Origin of the sequence: Variovorax paradoxus (assembly GCF_022009635.1) — a bacterium.
In the GTDB taxonomy this organism is placed as follows: domain Bacteria; phylum Pseudomonadota; class Gammaproteobacteria; order Burkholderiales; family Burkholderiaceae_C; genus Variovorax.
This window is the reverse complement of the sequence record NZ_CP091716.1, coordinates 2,934,342-2,952,499: the sequence shown is the minus strand read 5'-3', so window position 1 is coordinate 2,952,499 and position 18,158 is coordinate 2,934,342. Positions and strand designations below refer to the sequence as shown.

Sequence of the window (18,158 nt, the reverse complement as noted above, 5' to 3'; positions counted from 1 at the left end):
GTGGCCGGCAGGGATGACGGCCTCAGGGCCTCAGCGCCTCAGGCGCCGGCCACCTTCATGCGGTTCACCAGCACCGAGCCGGTGGTCTTGGCGCCGAAGGTGTAGGCGTCGGCCCCGATGGCCTCGATGCCCATGAGCATGTCCTTCAGGTTGCCGGCGATGGTGATCTCCTGCACCGGGAAGGCGATCTTGCCCTTCTCGACCCAGAAGCCGCTGGCGCCGCGCGAGTAGTCGCCGGTCACGTAGTTCACGCCCTGGCCCATCAGCTCGATCACGAAGAGGCCGGTGCCCAGCTTGGCGAGCATGGCGTCGAGGTCGTCGGTGTGCTTGGTCAGGCGCGAGCTCAGCGTCAGGTTGTGCGAGCCGCCGGCATTGCCGGTGGTCTTCATGCCCAGCTTGCGGGCCGAATAGGTCGACAGGAAATAGCCTTCGAGGCGGCCGGCATCGACCACCTTGCGCGCCCGGGTGATCACGCCTTCGTCGTCGAAGGGCGAGCTGCCCTTGCCACGCATGACGTGCGGGTCTTCGGCCACGTCGACGTGCTTGGGCAGCACGGGCTTGCCCAGCGAATCGAGCAGGAAGCTGCTCTTGCGGTACAGGGCCCCGCCGCTCACGGCCTGCACCAGCCCGCCCAGAAGGCCCACGGCCAGCGGCGACTCGAACAGCACCGGGCATTCGGTGGTCTTGATCTTGCGCGACTTCAGGCGGCTCAGCGCCCGTTCGGCGGCGTAGCGGCCCACGGCCTGCGGGCTGGCCAGCTCGTCGGCCGAGCGCATGGAGCTGTACCAGGCGTCGCGCTGCATGCCGTCGCCCTTGCCGGCGATGGGCGCCACCGAAATCGAGTGGCGCGAGCTGGCGTAGCCGCCCCGGAAACCATGCGTGTGGGCGCTGAAGAAGTGGCTCTGCTGGGCCGAGACGCCCGCGCCTTCGCTGTTGGTGATGCGCTTGTCGGTCGACAGGGCCGCCGCTTCGCATTCCAGCGCCAGCTTGGCGGCCTGCTCGCTCGTCACGTCCCAGGGGTGGAACAGGTCGAGTTCGGGGTGGTCCTTGGCGATGTCTTCCTCGTCGGGAAGGCCGCTCACCGGGTCTTCGGCCGTGAAGCGGGCGATGTCGTAGGCCGCCTGCACGGTCTGCTTGATGGCGCCTTCGGAGAAGTCGGAAGTGCTGGCGTTGCCGCGGCGGTGGCCCACATAAACCGTGATGCCCAGCGACTTGTCGCGGTTGCGCTCGACGTTCTCGAGCTCGCCCTTGCGCACGGAGACGCTCAGGCCGCAGCCCTCGGACGCCTCGGCGCCGGCATCGGTCGCCCCGAGCTTCTTGGCATGCGCCAAGGCCGTGTCGACCAGGTTTTCGAAGAAGGAGCGGCTGTAGGCGAAGCCGGAATCGGCGCGCGAGGAGGATGTCGTCATGTGGTGGCTATGATACTTGCGCCCCCCATTCCCCGTTTACCCCTGCTTCCCACCGCGCATTGCATGCGTTGCAACGCCGCGCGGTGCGGCCCAGAATCCATTCCATGTCCCGCAAACCCAAAAAAGGCTATTTCGTCCGTGGCCAGTTCGTCGCCGAAGGCAGCGAGCTCGACCTGGAGCTCAAGCGCGAGCTCAAGGGCACCGACGACGCCAGCCGCACCGACCTCAAGCGCGAGAGCGACGAACTCCAGAAGCTGGGCGGCGAACTGCTCACGCTGCGCGCCGGCCTGTTCGACGCGCTCCAGCTCGACGAAAAGCTGGTCGACGCCATCGCCGAAGCCAAGCGCATCACCAATTTCGAGGGCAAGCGCCGCCAGATGCAGTTCATCGGCAAGCTCATGCGCAAGCTCGAGCCCGAGGTGCTGGAGGCCGTGAGGCAGGCCCTGTCGGAGCAGGCCAGCGTGCCGGCGGCCGAAACCGCCGCCCTGCACGAGGCCGAACGCTGGCGCGACCGGCTGATTGCCGACGACGACGCCCTGGGCGGCTGGATCGAGACCCACCCGGCCACCGACTCCCAGCAGCTGCGCGCCCTGGTGCGCCAGGCCCGCAAGGACATGAAGACCGGCCCGGCCGGTGAAGCCCCTCGCCAGGGCAAGGCCTACCGCGAAATCTTCCAGCTCGTGCGCGCCCAACTGGCGGTGCACGGCGGCGACGACCATGCGGCCGCCGCGGCCGCGCAGGACCGGGAAGAAGACGCATGAAGCGCCCGTCTTTCTCCCTCCCCTTCCGGGGGAGGGCCGGGGTGGGGGCAAGCGGCGCATCCATCGGGCGCTCTGCCTGCCCCCATCCCAACCTTCCCCCGAAAGGGGAAGGAGCCACTCCATGAACGCGCCTGAACCGGTACGCATCGGCATCGTCTCCGTCAGCGACCGCGCCTCCAGCGGCGCCTACGAAGACAAGGGACTGCCCTCGCTGAAGGAATGGCTGGGCAAGGCGCTGAAGAACCCCATCGAGTTCGAGCCCCGGCTGATTCCCGACGAGGCCGCGCGCATCAGCGCCGCGCTGATCGAGCTGGTCGACGCCGGCTGCTCGCTGGTGCTGACTACCGGCGGCACCGGCCCCGCCCTGCGTGACGTGACGCCCGAGGCTACGCTGGCCGTGGCGCACAAGGAAATGCCCGGCTTCGGCGAGCAGATGCGCCAGATCAGCCTGCGCTTCGTGCCCACGGCAATCCTGTCGCGCCAGGTGGCGGTGATCCGGGACAAGAGCCTGATCATCAACCTCCCGGGCCAGCCCAAGTCGATCGCGGAAACGCTCGAGGGCCTGAAGGACGCGAGCGGCGCGCAGCTCGTGCCCGGCATCTTCGCGGCGGTGCCCTACTGCATCGACCTGATCGGCGGGCCGTACCTGGAAACCGACGATTCGGTCTGCAAGGCCTTCCGGCCGAAATCGGCCATCCGCACCCGCGCCTGAGCGGCGCCGGCGCGTTACTGGGCGGGAGCGCTCCTGGCTTCCACGTCCTTCAGGCACGCATTCACCGCCGCGTGCGATGCCTGCTCGTAACAGCGCGCGGCCGCGGCACGCGCCGCCTTCTGCTGTACGCGCCGCTCTTCGGCAGTGTCGATCTGGTAGCTCATGAGCCACTTCATGGACAGCGCCAGCACGATGCCAAGGCCGAGCGACATGCCCACCACGGTCGAGCGCCAGGTCCGCGCGCCGGGAACGGCAGCCTCGGCCACGGGGCCGACGTCGAACGTCATCGGCGGATGGGAAGGCGAGCCACCATGGACCCGGCGGCGCTGCGGGGCGCGCGGCTCTGCGGTCGCGGTGCGTGCGGAAGACTTGTCGTAGCTACCCATCGATCTGCATGTTGTGATTCAGGCGCGACGTGCGCGGAGGCGATTGTCCGACAACCGGCGCCCCTGCCTTTACCTGCCCAGGATCCACTCCGCAATCTGCGGAACGACTTCGCGATCGATCCCGTTGAAGCCGTGATAGGCCATCGCCTCGCATGCATCGCCCCTGCTCTCGCCGCCCTTGAAGCTCAGCAACGCCTTCTTCGGCGAGTTCTCCAGCTTCGCCATCAGCTCGGGCACCTTGGCAAACGGGCAGAGCGCGCAGCCATCCTGCTCGTGATGCACCACGAGCACGGGAACACGGATGTTCGCCAGCGGCATCGCCGGCACGGGCCGGCCGCGGTTGTCGACAAGGATGGTCGAGGTGAGGACGACGCCGTCAGGCCCCTCGGGGCCTGAAAGCGCGGTGGCCACATACGCTGCCGATTGCGTGCCCCGGCTGGTGCCCACCAGCCACACCGGCGCCTTGGACGCCTCGCGCATCCACGCGATGACCGCCTTCAGGTCCGCAGCGTGCTCGGGCGTCTGCCTGAAGCCGCTCAGATACGGCGGACTCTGCCTGTCCGACGGCGCATCGATCACGGCCACCATGAGCCCCTGCTCCGCGAATGCCTGTCGCGTGCGAACGAGGAAGTTGCCGGCCCCCCAGTTGAACGATCCGTTGGGAAAGATCTGCAGGCCGCCGTGCCCGCCCGCGATCAGGATGACGGCAGCCTTTGCTTCCGGCGGCGACAGAACGAGCATTCGCTGCGTCACGCCAGGCCGGGTGGGAATGTCCACCACCTTCTGCGTGATCTGCGCGTGGGCTTGTGCAACCAACGCGATCAGAAAGCCGGCGATCCAGTATCGGGCAGCGTTGTACATCGACGATCTCCTGCCCGGGATGGTATCGCCGCGCCGGAGGCTTTACAGCCCCCGGCGAGTGGCAAGCCAGAGGCTCAGGCCAGGTCGAACCTGTCGAGGTTCATCACCTTCGTCCACGCGGCCACGAAGTCGTGCGCGAACTTCTCCTGCGCATCCGAGCTTGCGTAGATCTCGGCAATCGCGCGCAGCTGCGCGTTCGAGCCGAAGACCAGATCGGCACGCGTGCCGGTCCACTTCAGTTCGCCCGACTTGCGGTCACGGCCTTCGTACTTCTCGTTGCCGGCCGGAGCAGCCTTCCACTCGGTGCCCATGTCGAGCAGGTTGACGAAGAAGTCATTGCTCAGCGTGCCCGGCTTCTTCGTGAAGACGCCGTCCTTGCTCTGGCCGACATTGGCGCCGATCACGCGCAGGCCGCCGATGAGCACGGTCAGTTCCGGCGCGGTCAGCGTCAGCAGCTGCGCCCTGTCGACCAGCAGCACTTCGGCCGGCACGCTGAAGCGGGCCTTGGTGTAGTTGCGGAAACCGTCGGCCACGGGCTCCAGCGGCTCGAAGGACGGCACATCGGTCTGTTCCTGCGAGGCGTCGGCGCGGCCCGGCGAGAACGGCACCTTCAGTTCGCGTCCGGCATTGCGCGCGGCCTGCTCCACGCCTGCATTGCCCGCCAACACGATCAGGTCGGCCAGCGAGATTTTCTTGCCGCCCTTCTGCGCCGCGTTGAATTCCTCGCGGATGCCTTCGAGCACCTGTAGCACCTTGGCCAGCTGCGCCGGTTCGTTCACCGCCCAGTCTTTCTGCGGCGCCAGGCGAATGCGCGCGCCGTTCGCGCCGCCGCGCTTGTCGGAGCCGCGGAAGGTCGAGGCCGATGCCCATGCCGTCGACACGAGCTGCGCCGGCGTGAGGCCGGAAGCCAGCACCTTCGTCGTGAGCGCGGCCACGTCCTGCGCATCGACCAGCGCATGGTCGACCTTGGGAATCGGGTCTTGCCAGATCAGCTCTTCGGCCGGCACTTCCGGTCCGAGGTAGCGTGCGCGCGGACCCATGTCGCGGTGGGTGAGCTTGAACCATGCGCGGGCGAAAGCATCGGCGAGCTGGTCGGGGTTTGCCAGGAAGCGGCGCGAGATCTTCTCGTAGGCCGGGTCGATGCGCAGCGACAGGTCGGTGGTGAGCATGGTCGGCGCGTGGCGCTTCGATGCGTCGTGCGCGTCCGGAATGGTCCCCGCGCCGGCACCGCCCTTGGCCACCCACTGGTGCGCGCCTGCAGGGCTCTTGGTGAGTTCCCATTCATAGCCGAACAGGTTCTCGAAGAAGTTGTTGCTCCACTTGGTGGGCGTGGTGGTCCAGGTGACTTCCAGGCCGCTGGTGATCGTGTCGCCGCCCTTGCCGCTGCCGAAGCTGTTCTTCCAGCCCAGGCCCTGGTCTTCGATGCCCGCCGCTTCAGGCTCGTGTGCAACGTTGGTTGCCGGACCCGCGCCGTGCGTCTTGCCGAAGGTGTGGCCGCCGGCAATGAGCGCCACGGTCTCTTCGTCGTCCATGGCCATGCGCGCAAAGGTGTCGCGAATGTCGCGTGCGGCAGCGAGCGGATCGGGATTGCCGTCCGGACCCTCGGGGTTCACGTAGATCAGGCCCATCTGCACGGCGGCCAGCGGGTTCTCCAGGTCGCGGGTGTGCGGCACCTTGCTGTCGTCATCCTTCACGAGCACCGCGTTCGGCTTGTCGACGCCCGGCGAGCCTTGCGAATAGCGGATGTCGCCGCCGAGCCAGGTGGTCTCGCGGCCCCAGTACACGTCTTGGTCGGGTTCCCACACGTCGGCACGACCGCCGGCGAAGCCGAAAGTCTTGAAGCCCATGGTTTCCAGCGCGACGTTGCCCGTGAGGATCAACAGATCGGCCCATGAAATCTTGTTGCCGTACTTCTGCTTGATCGGCCACAGAAGGCGGCGCGCCTTGTCGAGGCTCACGTTGTCGGGCCAGCTGTTCAGCGGCGCGAAGCGTTGCTGGCCACGACCGGCGCCGCCGCGTCCATCGCCGATGCGATAGGTGCCCGCGCTGTGCCATGCCATGCGGATGAACAGCGGACCATAGTGGCCGAAGTCCGCCGGCCACCAGTCCTGCGAATCGGTCATCAGTGCGGCGAGGTCTTTTTTCAGCGCGGCGAGGTCGAGGCTCTTGAATGCCGCGGCGTAGTCGAAGTCCTTGTCCATCGGATCGGATTTCGACGAGTGTTGGTGAAGCAGATCGAGACGCAGCTGCTTGGGCCACCAGTCTCGATTCGTGGTGCCGGCACCTGCTGCCTGGCTGAAGGGACACTTGGCTTCGGACTTGTCACTGCTCATGGGGAACTCCTGGTTTTCTGCTGCGAGGGGGTGAACCAAATTCTCTGACAGAAGCCGCGGTGAGGCGAATAGAAGCACTCAATTCCAGCGATAGCGCAAGCCGGCCATGCTTGTCATTCGCCACGCGGTCTTTGCCGCCCGGACGCGAGCTTTATAGCCCCATCGCGCACCTCGCCGCAATCGATCGGCCCCTGCGGCCGAATGGCATCGCTCAGGCCGCCGCGGGCCCGAAGCCGTGGCTGTCGGCCGCCTGCTCGCAAGGCACGCGCTCGGCCTGCACCGTCGAATGGTGGATGTCGAAGCGCTGCGCCAGCAGCGCGCGCAGGCGCAGCGTCAACGGTGCCAGGTCGCCTACATCCGGCGTGCCTACCACGTGCACGCTCAGGCTCACCTTGCCGCTGGAGAGCGCCCACACATGCAGGTCATGCAGGCTGGCGACGCCTTCGCTTGCCAGCAGCGCGCGTTCGACCTCCTGCAGGTCCACGTCGTCGGGCACGCCTTCGAGCAGCACGTTGAGGCTCTCGCGCAGCAGCCGCCAGGTGCGCGGTAGCACCCACAGGCCGATGGCCACCGCGATCACCGAATCGACCCATGCCCAACCCGTGAAGCGGATCACCAGCGCACCGACGATCACGCCGATGGAGCCCAGCATGTCGGCCCACACCTCCAGGTACGCGCCTTTCACGTTGAGGCTCTTGTCCTTGCCCGACGCCAGCAGCCGCATGCCGATCAGGTTGACCACCAGCCCGCCGACGGCCACCAGCAGCATCATGGTCGACTGGATCTCGGCCGGCGCGGAGATGCGGCGGTACGCCTCGTACAGCACGTAGATGGCCACGAAGAAAAGCAGCACCGCGTTCAGCACCGCCGCCAGAATCTCGAAGCGGTAGTAGCCGAAAGTACGCCGCCTGTCGGCCGGCCGTTTGCCTATCCAGATGGCGGCCAACGAGATTGCCAGTGCCACGGTGTCGGTGAACATGTGGGCCGCGTCGGACAGCAGCGCGAGGCTGCCCGACACCAGCCCGCCGACCACCTCGGCGACGAGGTAGGCCGATGTCAGCAGCAGCGCCCAGCGCAGTGCTTTCTCGTTGCTGCCTGCGGCGTGCGAATGCTCATGTGCCATGGGTTCCTTGCGGTGCAGGGGCCAGCGGCGCGCCGTGGTTCTGCTCGCGAGTATCTTCCTGCTGCGCCTCTTCTTCGTCGCGCCTGTGCGCGATGCGGTAGAGCAGCGGGAGCACCAGCAGCGTCAGCGCGGTCGACGAGAGGATACCGCCGATCACCACGGTGGCCAGCGGCCGCTGCACCTCGGCGCCCGTGCCGGTGGCGATGGCCATGGGCACGAAGCCCAGCGACGCCACCAGTGCGGTCATCAGCACCGGCCGCAGCCGCGTGAGCGCGCCTTCGCGGATGGCGGCATCCAGCGGCAGGCCGCCCTCGCGCAGGTTGCGGATGAACGAAATCATCACCAGCCCGTTGAGCACCGCCACGCCCGACAACGCGATGAAGCCCACCGCCGCCGAGATCGACAGCGGAATGCCGCGCATCCACAGCGCCACGATACCGCCCGTGAGCGCGAACGGAATGCCGGTGAACACCAGCAGCCCGTCCTTGAGGTTGCCGAACATCGCGAACAGCAGCGTGAACACCAGCAGCAGCGACACCGGCACCACGACCTGCAGCCGCTGCGTGGCCGACGCGAGGTTCTCGTACTGGCCGCCCCACACGGTCCAGTAGCCGGTCGGGATCTTCACGTTGCGCATCGCTTCCTCGGCCTCGGCCACGAAGGAACCCAGGTCGCGGCCGCGCACGTTCGCGCTCACCACGATGCGGCGCTTGCCGTCCTCGCGGCTGACCTGGTTCGGGCCCGGCGCAATGTCGAGCGTGGCCACTTCGCCGAGCGGAATGAAGCTGGTGCGCGCGCCCTCCGCGCCCGCGCCCTTGGGCAGCGCAACCGGCAGGCGCTTGATGGCCTCGAGGTCGGTGCGCAGGTTCTCGGGCAGGCGCACGATGATGTCGAAGCGGCGGTCGCCGTCGAACAGCGTGCCCGCTTCACGGCCGCCGACAGCGATCGAGATCGCCTCCTGCACGTCGCCCACGTTCAGGCCGTAGCGCGCGGTCTTGTTGCGGTCGATGTTCACCGTGAGCATCGGCAGGCCGGTGGTCTGCTCGACCTTCACCTCGGCCGCGCCGGCGATCTTGCCCAGCGCCTCCGACACCTCGGCCGCGGTCTTGTTCAGCACGTCCATGTCGTCGCCGAAGATCTTCACCGCCACGTCGCTGCGCACGCCGGAGATCAGCTCGTTGAAGCGCAGCTGGATGGGCTGCGAGAACTCGTAGTTGTTGCCCGGCAGCTTCTCCACTTCTTCCTGCACCGCCGCCAGCACCTCGGCGCGCGAGCGACGCGGCTTGGGCCACTCGCTCTCGGGCTTGAGCATGATGTAGCCGTCGGAGATGTTCGGCGGCATCGGGTCCGAAGCGATCTCGGCCGTGCCCGTGCGCGCGAAGATGCGTTCGATTTCCGGAAACTTCTCTTTCAGCGTGCGTTCGAGCTGCTTCTGCATTTCGACCGACTGCGTGAGGCTGGTGCCTGGAATGCGCAGCGCCTGGATGGCGAAGTCGCCTTCGCTCAGGCTGGGCACGAACTCGGTGCCCAGGCGCGTGGCCAGCAGGCCCGACAGCAGCACCGCCACCACCGCGGTGGTGATCACCAGCGGCTTGGCGCCCATGACGCGCGCCAGCAGCGGCTCGTAGCCACGCTTGGCCCACACCATCAGGCGGTTTTCCTTCTCGCTGACCTTGTTGCCGATGAACAGTGCCACAGCCGCGGGGATGAAGGTGATCGACAGGATCATCGCGCCCAGCAGCGCGATCACCACGGTGAAGGCCATCGGGTGGAAGAGCTTGCCCTCCACGCCGGTGAGCGCAAAGATCGGCAGGTACACGATCATGATGATGAGCTGGCCGAACAGCAGCGGCCGGCGCGCCTCCTGCGAGGCGGCGAACACTTCGTGGAAGCGCTCGCTGCGCGTCAGCGGCCGGCCCTTGTGGGCCTGCGCGTGGGCCAGCCTTCGCACGCAGTTCTCCACGATCACCACCGCGCCGTCGATGATGATGCCGAAGTCCAGCGCGCCCAGGCTCATGAGGTTGGCGCTGACCTTCTGGTTCACCATGCCGGTGAAGGTGAAGAGCATCGACAGCGGAATCACCAATGCAGTGATGAGCGCCGCGCGGATGTTGCCCAGGAACAGGAACAGGATCGCGATGACCAGCACCGCGCCCTCGAACAGGTTCTTCTTCACCGTGGCGATGGCCTTGTCGACCAGCACCGTGCGGTCGTACACCGTCACCGCCTTCACGCCGGCGGGCAGCGTGCGGTTGATCTCCTGCATCTTCCTGTCGACGGCCTGCGACACGGTGCGGCTGTTCTCGCCGATCAGCATGAACACGGTGCCCAGCACCACCTCGCGGCCGTTGTCGGTGGCCGCGCCCGTGCGCAGTTCCTTGCCGATGCCGACCTCGGCCACGTCCTGCACGCGCAGCGGAATGCCGTTGGCGTTGCCCAGGATGACGTTGCCGATGTCCTCGACCGACTTCACCTGCCCCGGCGCGCGGATGAGGTATTGCTCGCCGCGCTTCTCGATGTAGCCCGCGCCCACGTTGGCGTTGTTGCGCTCCAGCGCGGTGACCAGGTCGGTCATGGTGAGGCCGTGGGCCAGCAGCTTGGCGGGGTCGGGCGATATCTGGAATTCCTTGGCATAGCCGCCGATGGAATTGATCTCGGTCACGCCCGCCACGTTGCGCAGCTGCGGCTTGATGATCCAGTCCTGGATCTCGCGCAGGTCGGTCGACGAATACGGCTTGCCGTCGGCCTTCCTGGCCCCCTCTTCGGCTTCCACGGTCCACAGATAGATTTCGCCCAGGCCCGTGGAGATCGGCCCGATCACCGGCGAGATGCCCCTGGGCATGCTCTCGCGCGCCGACTGGATGCGTTCGTTGACGAGCTGCCGCGCAAAGTAGATGTCGGTGCCGTCCTTGAAGATCACCGTCACCTGCGACAGGCCGTAGCGCGAGAGCGAGCGCGTCTGCTGCAGGCCCGGCAGGCCGGCCATGACGGTCTCGATCGGGTAGGTCACGCGCTGCTCGGTCTCCAGCGGGGAGTAGCCGGGCGCGGCTGTGTTGATCTGCACCTGCACGTTGGTGATATCGGGCACCGCGTCGATGGGCAGCTTCTGGTAGCTGAAGATGCCCAGTGCCGCCATGCCCAGCACGGCGAGCAGGATGAGCCAGCGCTGCTCGATGGAGAAGCGGATGATGCGTTCGAACATGCGGACTTCCTCAGTGGGTGTGCGTGGCCGAGCTCTTGCCCTGCTGCGACTTCACGACGAAGCTGCCGCTCGCGGCATAGGCCGCGCCGGGCTTCAGGCCGCTGGTGATCTCGATGCGCTGGCCGTCGCTGCGCCCGGTCTGCACATGCTGCGGCACGAAGCCGCCGGGCACGCGCAGGAACACGGTGGGCTTGTCTTCCACCGTCTGCACCGCCTCGGTCGACACCGTCACCGGCGCGTCGACCTCGGAGGCCACGAGTTCCACGTTCACGAACAGCCCCGGGCGCCAGACGCGCTGCGGGTTGGTCAGCGTGACGCGCGCGGTGGCGGTGCGCGTCTGCGCGCCGATGAGCGAGCCCACGTAAGACACCTTGCCCGTCGCCGTCTGGCCCAGCGCGCTGGAACGGATGCTCACCGGCTCGCCGATGCGCACCAGGTTCAGGTTGTTGGCGGCCACGCTGATCTCGGCCCACACGGTCGACAGATCGGAGATGGTGAAGACGTTAACGGCCTCGCCCACCGATTCGCCCAGCGAGATGTGCTTTTCGACCACCATGCCGTCGAAGGGCGCGCGCAACTCGTAGCGGCCCAGCGCCGACGACGACGGCGTGGCGCCCAGCGCCAGCAGCTTCTGGTTGGCGTTGGCCACGGCGATCTGCGCCTCCTGCATCACCTGCTGCGCCTGCAGGTAGTCCTGCTGGGGCGAGATCTTTTCTTCCCAGAGCGTCTTCTCGCGTACGTAGGTGGTGCGCGCCAGCGCGAGCCGGCGCTGCGCCGACTGCAGTTCGCTGCGCTGCTCCGACAGCGCCGGACTCGAAATCACCGCCAGCACCTGGCCGCGCTTGACCTCCTGGCCCAGGTTGGCCGACACGCTGTCGACCACGCCCGCCACGCGCGGCACCACGTGCGCCGTGCGGTCTTCGTTGAACTTGATCTCGCCGGGCAACTGCAGCGACGACTTGATCCGCGCAGGGCCGGCGTTCTCGATGGTCATATCGGCCGCCTTGATCTGCGCGTCGGTGAAAGCGATCTTTTCTTCCTCTTCCTCGTGGCCGGCGTGCTCTTTCTTCGCCTCGCCCGAAGCGGCGGCCTGCTTGCCTTCTTGCTTGCCTTCCTCGTGGTGCTCCTTGTCGGCGTGGCCCTTGGCTTCGCCGTGATCGTGGTCGTGGTCCTTGCCCTCTTCCTTGGCTTGCGCCTTGCCTTCCTTCTTGCCTTCTTCGTGGTGCTCGCCGTCGCCGTGGCCGGCTTCTTCCGAATGGCCGGCGGCCTCGGGCTTGCCGGGGCCGGAGCGAAGGATCATCGCGCCGGCGCCGAGCCCCACGACGAGGACGATGACGATCGCCATCCACTGCTTCTTGCCGACGCGCTCCGTGAACGAGCCGCGGTTCTGTGTGTTCATGATCTGTTGCCTTCCTTGTCAGCGCGCCACGGGCGCCGCGGGTGTCACTGGGGAGATGTCGTCGCCTTCATTGCCGAGCAGCCGGTCGAGTTCGCCGGCCGCGCGGTGTGCGTCGGCCAGCGAAAGCAGGTACTGCGCGCGCACCTGGAACAGCGTGCGTTGGGCATCCAACGCCTCCAGGAAGCTGAACTTGCCGAGTTCGAAGCCCTTGGTCGCGGCCTTGTAGGCGGTCTCGGCGCCGGGCAGCGCGTCGTGCTGCAGCGTTTCTGCGGTGGCGCGCGCGGAGCGCAGGCGCTCGGTGGCCTGCGCCACCTCGGTGCCCAGTTGCAGCTCGGCGGCGGCGAGGTCGTCGCGCGCCTTTTCCTCGCGGCTCAGGGCCTCGGCCACGTTGCCCCGGTTGGTGTCGAAGATGGGCAGCGGCACCGACAGGCCCACCACCACCTGGTTGCGCCGGCTGCCGCCGACTTCGCCGTCGGAAGCCGGCACGCGCTTGGCGCCCAGCGACACGGTCACGTCGGGAATGCGCTTGGCCTGCTCCAGGTCGGACAGCGCCTTGCGCCGCTCGACTTCGAGCCGCGCCTGCACCACCACGGGCGCCGCGGCAAGGCGCACGCCCAGGTTCTGCGCCGGCGCCATCGCGGGCAGCTGATCGACCGCGCCCTCCACCTGGGTGAAGCGCGGATCGGGGTTGCCCCACAGCGCCGCCAGTTGCTGGCGCGCCGAGCGCAGCGTGCCTTCGGCCTGCAACAGCTCGACGCGCGTGCCGGCCTCGGCCACGCGCGCCCTGGTTTCTTCCAGCGGCGACACCTTGCCGGCCGCCACGCGGTTGGTGGCCGCGCGGGTCGCCGTCTGCGCAAGGCCCACGGAGTCTTGCGCGAGCCGCAGGCGCTCCTGCGCGGTCAGCACGTCGAAGAAGGCGGTGATGGTCGAGGCGCGGATCTCGGCGCGGCGCCCTGCCAGCGCCGATGCGGCCTGGTCGCGTGCGCGCTCGGCCGCCGTCACGCGGGCCGCGCGCTTGCCGCCGAGTTCGATCGGCTGGCTGAGCTGCAATGTGGTGGTGCGGTTGTCGCGGCGCAGGTCTTCCAGTTGTGCGTCGAGCGTGGGGTTGGGCCAGGCGCCGGCCTGCACGATGGCGGCCTCGGTGGCGTCCTGCTCGCGCGACGCGGCGGCAAGGCCGGGGTTGGCGCGCAGTGCCATCGCAACGGCGCTGCGCAGGGTCAGCGGGCCTGCGGGCTCCAGTGTCCTGGTGGCCGGGCGCGAAGACGCCTGCGGCGAAGATGAAGAGGAACCGGCCGCGGCCGGAACGGACGGCGTGACTTGTTGTGAATATGCCGGGGGCACCGCCATGGCCAAGACGGCCAGCGGCACGAAGAGCGTGCGCATCGAATTCTCCTGGGTTGCGAAACAACGGACGGACGAATTCGGCGAGAGCTCAGCTGATGGTGTGGATCAGAAGTTGTGTGTGTTCTCTCGCCGAATCAGAGGGCGAGAGACCAGTCGGGACGGACCGGAACGTCGGAGATGTGCGAATCGAATCGCTCGGCGGCGATGGCGCGCAGCGGCTGTGCGGCGCGCCGCACGGACAGCACGGGCTCCTGCGCGCCTTCGACATGCTGCGCATAGCCGGAGTGGCAGACGGCGCAGTCGCCGACGACGGCATTGGGCTGGGTGCTGGAGTTCTTCTGCGCGCCCTCGCCGCTGTGGCTGCGGTCGGTGCCGCGGGTTTCGTGCTCGTGGTGGCCCCAGTGCCGGGGCTGCGTGTCGCGCTCGTGCTGGCAATAGGCTGACGCCGCCGCCCAGCTGAGCTGGAACGGAAGCAGGAACAGCATAAGAATCAGGAACCAGCGGCGCATGGAACAAAAAGTATATCGAGGGCCTGCAGCAGGGCTTGGGCAATGCCCTTGCGGTGTGCAGGCCCTGCGCAATGTATGACGCCGGGTTGCGCATTTGTCCGTCAATAGGATTACTAAAACGTAACCGAGGCACCAAAAGTGCTTCGTTACCATTCACCCATGCGAATTCTTGTTATCGAAGACGAGCCCAAACTGGGCGATTACCTGAAAAAGGGGCTCGAAGAGAACGGATACGTGGTCGATATAGCCCGCGACGGCATCGAGGGGAAATACCTCCCGAGTTCGACACCAACCGCGCTAAGTGCTTGATTTGTATGGGCCAAGACTCTCGGCTGCCACTACAGCAGGCTCAATTGGGTGTCTTGCTGGGGTTTTTTGATCTTCAGTGCGGCCAGCACATCGGTCTGGCGTTGGACGATGGAAGAGACGCCCGCAATGGGCGCGGCATTGTTGATGCTCACACGGTGGCGCTGAATTCGCCGCAAGTCCGCCAGGGCAGCCTCCGGTGACAAATCGCTGCCACTCATCTTCAGGCGCTGGCGCATCACGCGGTACAGGATCAGGGCCAGCATGCAAATGCTCGCATGCGCCTTGATGCGCTCGGGCAGGCGGTGGAACACCGGCGCAATCTCGATCTCCGACTTCAGCACCCGAAATCCCCGTTCGATGTCTGCCAGTGCCTTGTAGCGCTGCACCACCTCTTTGGGTGTCAAGTCCGCCACGTTGGTCACCAGCAGCAGCTTGCCATCCATCGCCTGGGCGCGGGCCAGAGCTGCCTGGTCGATGTCATACGTGAACAGATCGGCATGCAAATCGACCTTGATGATGCGCTTGAGGTGCGCCTCGCTCACCTCATGGAAGAAGCGTGCCGTCACACCCGCATCAGACAGCTTTCTACCCCGGTGTGCCTTGCCTGCATCTTGCGAATCGAGCTTGCCCACCAGCTGGTCGGCGCGCTGGCGCAATTGGTCAATGCGCGCCTGACGACTGGCAGTCTGCTCGGCCGCCTGCTGCGGGTTATGGGCCGCCACCAGACGAAGACCCTGCCATTGCGCCTCATCGATAGTCTCTTCTGTCGTTTCTTGCTCTGATGCGCGGGCTCGGGCTCGGGCGTTGATCGGCTCCAGTATGTCTGCGAACTCGCCATAGCGCCGCCCCGGCACTGCCAGGATGAACTCCAGCGCTTGATCGGTTGATCCGCTGGCCCCACCCGACAAGCGCAACTCGGACAAGGCCTCTATGTTGTCCAGCGAAAGCAGCCCACGGTCAGCCACCACCACCAGGCGGCGGATGTGCGGGTAACGCGCCATCACCTTCTTCAAGGTCGGCTCCAACGTCGGTGCCTCGGCTGTGTTGCCCGCAAACACCTCGTGATAGATAGGCATGCCGTCGGCTGTTTGCACCACGCCGAGCATGAATTGGCGCACCACCATGCCTTCCTTGGACATCCCATAGCGGCGCACGTCACCCTCTTGCTGGCTCAGTCCTTGGGCGCGGATGGTGGTCAGGTCGTAGAACACCACCGACAGATCCTCATCAATCAGCGGGCGCAAAAGGCCCGCCACGCATTCATCCACCGCGTCCTGGTGGTCCATGAGCGCATCCATGCTGCGCAGCAGTTGCTGGTGGGTGAGTGCCTCTGCATCGATACCCGGCATGCTGACGGTTTGCAGCCAGCGCAGCACCCCGAGCTTGGAGTCGGGGTCGCACAGCCGGTTAAAGACCATCACCCGCAGGGCATGCTCGATGGGGTTGGTAAAGCGTGCGCGGCGAAAGACAGCAGCCAAGCCATCGAAACCCAACTCGTGCCAGAGTTGATCCAGCGCCCAGACATCGCCCAGGGCCAGTGCGGATTCAAAACGCACCTGGGGAACGGATGTCTCACTCAGTGAGCGACCCTTGGCGCGAAGCAGACCGCCCAGCAGTGAGTCGACTTGTCCATCTGTTTCGTCCACCCGCCCGATGGTGGCCAGCGTGCGCTGGCGGGGTTTGCCGTGTTCGTCTCGGAAGGACTCCACCAACTGGGCGTAGGTGTGGCCGCCTGAGCGGGTGAGCTTGATGAACATAGAAGAAGTGTAGCAAAAAAATACGGGCAATTGCCAACACATCAGCAATAAAACATTGCCACTACATAAAAATCAAAACGCCTCAGCTAAGTGCTTGATTCATATGGCACCGGTCCGCGAAAACATCGGAAAACGGCGGTTTGGTGTCGAACTCGGGATACCTCGCCACCGAGGGCGACTACGCGCTGGTTCTGCTCGACGTGATGCTGCCCGGCATCGACGGCTTTGCCGTTCTGCAGGCCATACGGCGCACGAAGAACGTGCCCGTGCTGGTGCTCACAGCGCGCGACAAGGTCGAAGACCGCGTGCAGGGCCTGCAGCAAGGGGCGGACGACTATCTGGTCAAGCCGTTCTCGTTTTCGGAGCTGCTGGCGCGGGTGCAGGCGCTGTTGCGCCGGGGCAAGCCGCAGGAATCGACCACGCTGCGACTGGCCGATCTGGAACTCGACCTCGTGAGCCGCAAGTGCTTTCGCAACCGCGCGCGGCTCGACCTCACGGCCAAGGAATTCACGCTGCTGGTGGTGCTGCTGCGGCGGCGCGGCCAGATTTTGTCGCGCACCACGCTCGCCGAGCAGGTGTGGGACATGAACTTCGACAGCGACACCAACGTGGTGGAAGTGGCCATCCGCCGCCTGCGCAGCAAGCTCGACGATCCGTTCGACGTGAAGCTGCTGCACACGGTGCGCGGCATGGGCTACGTGCTGGAAGACCGCTCCTGGGCATGAGTCAGCCCCCAGGCCGGCCGCACTCCATCCAGAGCCGGCTGTCGCTCTGGATCGCCGCGCAGACGCTGTTCGGGCTCAGCGTGATCTGCCTTGCCATCTACCTCGTCACCGCCTGGAACTTCGACCAGAAGCAGGAAGAGGAACTCGACCACAAGGCGGTGCTGGTGCAGCACCTGCTCAAGGAGGCGGAGAAAGGCGGCAACCTGCCCTTCCTGCGGCACAAGCTCGACGACTTCTTCTCGATGCAGGACGACGTGACGCTGTCGATCTCGCACGCGGGCCAGACGCTGTTCCAGTCCACGCCCGCGGTCGGCGGCATCTGGATGCTGCGCGACATCGAAGTGCCGTGGACGCAGGGCGACACCACCACGCAGCTTTCCGTACAGATCGGCGTGAACACCGCGCAGGAAGCGCGCCTGCTGCGGCGCCTGGCGTGGACGCTGCTGGGCGCGGTGGTGCTGGGCACGGCGCTGGTCTCGTTCACCGGCATGTGGCTGGTGCGGCGCGGGTTGCGTCCGCTCAAGCGGCTGGCCGAGAGCACCGCGGCCATGGCGCCGGACAAGGCCAACCGGCCCATCGACGCCATGGGTTTCGCCGAAGAGCTGCGCCCGTGGATCACCCAGTTCAACGCCCTGCTGCTGCGGGTGCAGCGTGCCTACGTGCAGCTGGAGTCCTTCAACGCCGACGTGGCGCATGAGCTGCGCACGCCGCTGGCCAACCTGATCGGCTCGACCGAACTCGCGCTCACCCGTCAGCGCAGCAACGAAGAACTGCAGGCGGTGCTCGCGTCCAACCTCGAGGAAATCGGCCGGCTCTCGGGCATCGTTACCGACATGCTGTTTCTCTCCCAGGCCGAGCGCGGCACGCCGATGCGCACGCGCGCGGTGACGAGCCTGGCCGTGCAGGCCGCCGATGTGATCGACTTCTACGACGCCATGCTCGAAGAAGCCGGCCTGCGCGCCGAGGTGACGGGCGACGCCATGGCCGACGTGGACACCGCGCTGATACGGCGCGCGCTGTTCAACCTGCTGGGCAACGCCATCCGCTTCGCCACGCCGGCCTCGGTCATCCGCATCGAGATCGGCCAGGACAGCGGGGAATTCACCGTGGCGGTGGTCAACCGCGGCGAGCCGATCGACCCGGCCGCGCTGCCGCGCCTGTTCGAGCGCTTCTACCGCGCCGCCCAGGCACGCGACGGCTCCACGCGGCACCACGGGCTGGGGTTGTCGATCGTCGAGGCCATCGCACGCATGCATGGCGGGCGGGTGTTCGCGGCCAGCCAGGGCGGCGAGACGCGCATCGGGTTCACGCTGCTGCGTTCTTGAGCC

General features: G+C 66.8%; 13 protein-coding genes and 2 pseudogenes. 5 read left to right on the top strand and 10 right to left on the bottom strand.

Annotated features, from left to right (window positions below):
• Window positions 1-38: 38 nt before the first annotated feature.
• Window positions 39-1,409 carry a metalloprotease PmbA gene (gene pmbA / locus L3V85_RS13690; protein ID WP_237679731.1) on the bottom strand — a complete coding sequence of 457 codons (1,371 nt, stop codon included), beginning with the start codon at window positions 1,407-1,409 and terminating at the stop codon, window positions 39-41.
• 104 nt (window positions 1,410-1,513) lie between these two features.
• Here pmbA and yjgA point away from each other — a divergent pair, with 104 nt between their 5' ends.
• The gene (yjgA, locus tag L3V85_RS13685) at window positions 1,514-2,170 is read left to right on the top strand and encodes a ribosome biogenesis factor YjgA (RefSeq protein ID WP_237679730.1); all 657 of its coding nucleotides are present in this window, start codon (window positions 1,514-1,516) and stop codon (window positions 2,168-2,170) included.
• Between the two features lie 121 nt (window positions 2,171-2,291).
• Complete coding sequence (mog, locus tag L3V85_RS13680; protein ID WP_237679729.1) at window positions 2,292-2,882, top strand: molybdopterin adenylyltransferase; 591 nt, start codon at window positions 2,292-2,294, stop codon at window positions 2,880-2,882.
• A 14-nt stretch (window positions 2,883-2,896) separates the two neighbouring features.
• Here the strand turns inward: mog and L3V85_RS13675 are convergent, their stop codons facing one another.
• From L3V85_RS13675 to czcI, 8 genes are all read right to left on the bottom strand, one after another.
• The gene (locus L3V85_RS13675) at window positions 2,897-3,169 is read right to left on the bottom strand and encodes a general secretion pathway protein GspL (protein ID WP_237679728.1); all 273 of its coding nucleotides are present in this window, start codon (window positions 3,167-3,169) and stop codon (window positions 2,897-2,899) included.
• A 168-nt stretch (window positions 3,170-3,337) separates the two neighbouring features.
• Window positions 3,338-4,129, bottom strand: a complete 792-nt coding sequence (locus L3V85_RS13670; RefSeq protein ID WP_237679727.1) for an alpha/beta hydrolase — start codon at window positions 4,127-4,129, stop codon at window positions 3,338-3,340.
• Between the two features lie 74 nt (window positions 4,130-4,203).
• A complete protein-coding gene (gene katG, locus L3V85_RS13665) occupies window positions 4,204-6,462 on the bottom strand; it encodes a catalase/peroxidase HPI (RefSeq protein WP_237679726.1) in 2,259 nt (752 codons plus the stop codon).
• A 211-nt stretch (window positions 6,463-6,673) separates the two neighbouring features.
• Window positions 6,674-7,585 (bottom strand): cation diffusion facilitator family transporter, encoded by a 912-nt coding sequence (locus L3V85_RS13660; RefSeq protein ID WP_237679725.1) that lies wholly within the window; start codon window positions 7,583-7,585, stop codon window positions 6,674-6,676.
• A complete protein-coding gene (locus tag L3V85_RS13655; protein ID WP_237679724.1) occupies window positions 7,575-10,787 on the bottom strand; it encodes a CusA/CzcA family heavy metal efflux RND transporter in 3,213 nt (1,070 codons plus the stop codon). Before L3V85_RS13655 ends, L3V85_RS13660 begins: the two co-directional genes overlap by 11 nt.
• 10 nt (window positions 10,788-10,797) lie before the next feature.
• Window positions 10,798-12,186 carry an efflux RND transporter periplasmic adaptor subunit gene (locus tag L3V85_RS13650; protein ID WP_237679723.1) on the bottom strand — a complete coding sequence of 463 codons (1,389 nt, stop codon included), beginning with the start codon at window positions 12,184-12,186 and terminating at the stop codon, window positions 10,798-10,800.
• 18 nt (window positions 12,187-12,204) lie between these two features.
• Window positions 12,205-13,569, bottom strand: a complete 1,365-nt coding sequence (locus tag L3V85_RS13645) for a TolC family protein (RefSeq protein WP_237679722.1) — start codon at window positions 13,567-13,569, stop codon at window positions 12,205-12,207.
• A 95-nt stretch (window positions 13,570-13,664) separates the two neighbouring features.
• Window positions 13,665-14,039 (bottom strand): cation efflux protein, CzcI family, encoded by a 375-nt coding sequence (czcI, locus tag L3V85_RS13640; RefSeq protein WP_237679721.1) that lies wholly within the window; start codon window positions 14,037-14,039, stop codon window positions 13,665-13,667.
• 159 nt (window positions 14,040-14,198) lie between these two features.
• On the opposite strand from czcI, the pseudogene L3V85_RS13635 reads away from it, so the two are divergent.
• Window positions 14,199-14,339 (top strand): annotated as a pseudogene (locus L3V85_RS13635) (DNA-binding response regulator); the annotation flags it as partial.
• A 38-nt stretch (window positions 14,340-14,377) separates the two neighbouring features.
• On the opposite strand, the gene L3V85_RS13630 reads toward L3V85_RS13635, so the two are convergent.
• Window positions 14,378-16,105 (bottom strand): IS1634 family transposase, encoded by a 1,728-nt coding sequence (locus tag L3V85_RS13630; protein WP_237674302.1) that lies wholly within the window; start codon window positions 16,103-16,105, stop codon window positions 14,378-14,380.
• 149 nt (window positions 16,106-16,254) lie between these two features.
• Here L3V85_RS13630 and L3V85_RS13625 point away from each other — a divergent pair.
• Window positions 16,255-16,830 (top strand): annotated as a pseudogene (locus tag L3V85_RS13625) (winged helix-turn-helix domain-containing protein); the annotation flags it as partial.
• A complete protein-coding gene (locus L3V85_RS13620) occupies window positions 16,827-18,155 on the top strand; it encodes a heavy metal sensor histidine kinase (protein ID WP_237679720.1) in 1,329 nt (442 codons plus the stop codon). The pseudogene L3V85_RS13625 and the gene L3V85_RS13620, both read left to right, overlap by 4 nt.
• The last annotated feature ends 3 nt before the right edge of the window (window positions 18,156-18,158 follow it).

Coding starts and splice junctions, on each gene's coding strand:
- pmbA (WP_237679731.1), bottom strand. CDS start 1,409: ATGACGACATCCTCCTCGCGCGCCGATTCCGGCTTCGCCTACAGCCGC.
- yjgA (WP_237679730.1), top strand. CDS start 1,514: ATGTCCCGCAAACCCAAAAAAGGCTATTTCGTCCGTGGCCAGTTCGTC.
- mog (WP_237679729.1), top strand. CDS start 2,292: ATGAACGCGCCTGAACCGGTACGCATCGGCATCGTCTCCGTCAGCGAC.
- L3V85_RS13675 (WP_237679728.1), bottom strand. CDS start 3,169: ATGACGTTCGACGTCGGCCCCGTGGCCGAGGCTGCCGTTCCCGGCGCG.
- L3V85_RS13670 (WP_237679727.1), bottom strand. CDS start 4,129: ATGTACAACGCTGCCCGATACTGGATCGCCGGCTTTCTGATCGCGTTG.
- katG (WP_237679726.1), bottom strand. CDS start 6,462: ATGAGCAGTGACAAGTCCGAAGCCAAGTGTCCCTTCAGCCAGGCAGCA.
- L3V85_RS13660 (WP_237679725.1), bottom strand. CDS start 7,585: ATGGCACATGAGCATTCGCACGCCGCAGGCAGCAACGAGAAAGCACTG.
- L3V85_RS13655 (WP_237679724.1), bottom strand. CDS start 10,787: ATGTTCGAACGCATCATCCGCTTCTCCATCGAGCAGCGCTGGCTCATC.
- L3V85_RS13650 (WP_237679723.1), bottom strand. CDS start 12,186: ATGAACACACAGAACCGCGGCTCGTTCACGGAGCGCGTCGGCAAGAAG.
- L3V85_RS13645 (WP_237679722.1), bottom strand. CDS start 13,569: ATGCGCACGCTCTTCGTGCCGCTGGCCGTCTTGGCCATGGCGGTGCCC.
- czcI (WP_237679721.1), bottom strand. CDS start 14,039: ATGCGCCGCTGGTTCCTGATTCTTATGCTGTTCCTGCTTCCGTTCCAG.
- L3V85_RS13630 (WP_237674302.1), bottom strand. CDS start 16,105: ATGTTCATCAAGCTCACCCGCTCAGGCGGCCACACCTACGCCCAGTTG.
- L3V85_RS13620 (WP_237679720.1), top strand. CDS start 16,827: ATGAGTCAGCCCCCAGGCCGGCCGCACTCCATCCAGAGCCGGCTGTCG.